Origin of the sequence: Pseudoalteromonas sp. SG41-2 (genome assembly GCF_014164535.1) — a bacterium.
GTDB classification, from domain to species: domain Bacteria; phylum Pseudomonadota; class Gammaproteobacteria; order Enterobacterales; family Alteromonadaceae; genus Pseudoalteromonas; species Pseudoalteromonas rhizosphaerae.
The window spans coordinates 1-2,202 of record NZ_JACJFK010000074.1; the positions used below are offsets into that span (position 1 = coordinate 1).

The following is a 2,202-nucleotide window of genomic DNA, read 5'->3' on the forward strand; positions in this document are numbered from 1 at the left end:
AATCATCTGCAATATCTTCTAGACGAACATCATCACATTGAGATAATGCTTTTTCAACCGCTTGAACTTTAAATTCTTGTGTAAATCGACGTCTCATTTTTATCTGCCTCTATTAAAAGTTAGAGACGACAACTATCCTGACACAGGGGGATAACGAGCCTGTAGAATAACTCGTTTTTAATTTATTTTTATTGATGCATTAACCATAGCCGAGTTCCTATTTTGATTCAATCGACAACTGACTTTCGCGTAAAATATAAAAAAAGACTTGGTGTTGTTTTAATTGGCGTTTTGCAGGTGTTTAAGTGGCTTACTTGGTGAGGTAGCAGCTTATCTCTATTAATGTAGTGTGTTTTACACGTGCGAATTAGCTTTTACTTCTCTTTCTGTGCTCTTTGTGCAAAAGATCTTTAATTGAATTATTCACAAAGAGATTAAGAGGCGCTGCGCTTTAGAGGGCTATAAGCAAATCCTATGCTAATAACGTAAGGATTGCACAGCGATCCCTTATGTATTTGCCGTAAGCTACTTGCTTAACGGCCACATCGACAGATGAAGTAAACGAATTTGTTTATTGATTTAGAATTGACCGTCACTGTATAAAAGCGGTCAAAGAAAATACTAGTGCCTATTGACAGAGTTAAGGCTCATATTTGTTAGGCTTTTGTTGGCACTGATAAGCCTAGCGCATTCATTAAATCATGCTTACTTTGCTCTAAAGTTTTACCTGCTGTATCTACAACAACTCTTTCAGTCATCCATTGATAGTATTCACGTTCATAAACACTCTCCCATGTTGGAAGTTGTAAGTCAGGTATATCAGAAACTCTAGTTTCTATTCGTTGTTTATGCTCGTGCAGGTCAGAGCAGATAACTTCAATTTCAATAAATTGAGCACTTGACCTAGTTGCAGTATTTCTCCACAACTCCCGTGACTCATTTACTGGATTTGTAGAATCAGCAACAACTGATTGTCCAAGCTTTAAATTATCCGACGCTACCGATGAGGCAATCTTATATCCCTCATCGTAAATCTGATTAATACCATGGCTTTTTAAGGTTTGTTCAATCGTATCAACACGCAAATAAACAGCACCGATAGTCTCTGACAAATATTTAGATAGCTCAGACTTGCCAGTACCTGGCAAGCCGCCAAAAATATATAGCAATTTAATTTTCCCTCAGAGATCGAATAAAAAGCCTAACGAGGCTGTAGAATTACTCGTTTTTAATTTATTTTAATTGATGCATTAACCATAGCCCAGTTGCTATTTTGATTCAATCGACAACTGGCTTTCACGTAAAATATAAAAGACGATTTGCTGTTGTTTTAATTGGCGTTTTGGAAGGTCTGACAAGTGTTTGAGTGGCTTATTAAGAGATAAGGGCTTCCCCTAATTAGTGCATCGTGTTTTGCAGCTTTTCTATATTATGAACTAAGCAATGCAGTTGCCGCAGAATGAAGTAAAGGTATTCACTTTCGTTTGACCGCTTAAAATCAACTTAGTCATGTATTTATTGACTGAAACACCCCGTTTAAATTCATACAAAACAGTTGACCATTAAAGTTACGATTGTTTATTTAAGCAGCTACATTTTACGAACGCAATTAATAAAGCTTTCAAACGAACCTGCCAGAAATTCAATATTATCAAAAGTTACTTCCTCACCGTAGTCGACCTCACCATCTTTATTCCAAAAGTACATATTACCAAAGTGAGGTTTTTGTATACCTATACAAATTTGATTCCCAATACCATCATCGGCTATTGGACAAAGAGTCTCGGGAATTGTGTGACTATGAGAACCCCAAGCACACAACAGATCTATACGAGTATCCGACTTACTGACTCCGTAAAAACAATTTATTAAAATCTGGTATTCAGGATCATTCACGCACACATAAGCACTTTCAACTTCAGGGCCACCGCCATTTTGAGCTAATAAAAATTCAATGTATGAATCTGGAAATTGAAGTTCTACTTCTGAGAAGACTATTTCTAGTTGCTCCCTAGTGACCGCAGGATAACTCTTTACTAGTTTTATCATTAGGAGCTTTCAAACCTTTTCAGCACATTGCGTATTCTCATGACTTTGATCACCGATTCTCATCAGCTTTGATCACTTGATTTATCATTTTGTAGAGCCGTTTTTAAATTAGCTTAACTGATCATCATCAGTCAATTTATTTAACTGTTTTCG

2 protein-coding genes are annotated in these 2,202 nt (G+C 36.4%); both read right to left on the bottom strand.

Going from position 1 to position 2,202, the window contains the following annotated elements:
• Positions 1–656: 656 nt before the first annotated feature.
• Complete coding sequence (locus H5186_RS22385; protein WP_145241240.1) at positions 657–1,169, bottom strand: AAA family ATPase; 513 nt, start codon at positions 1,167–1,169, stop codon at positions 657–659.
• 421 nt (positions 1,170–1,590) lie between these two features.
• Entirely contained in the window at positions 1,591–2,049 is a 459-nt protein-coding gene (locus H5186_RS22390; protein WP_182785429.1) for an SMI1/KNR4 family protein, read from the bottom strand.
• Positions 2,050–2,202: the final 153 nt, after the last annotated feature.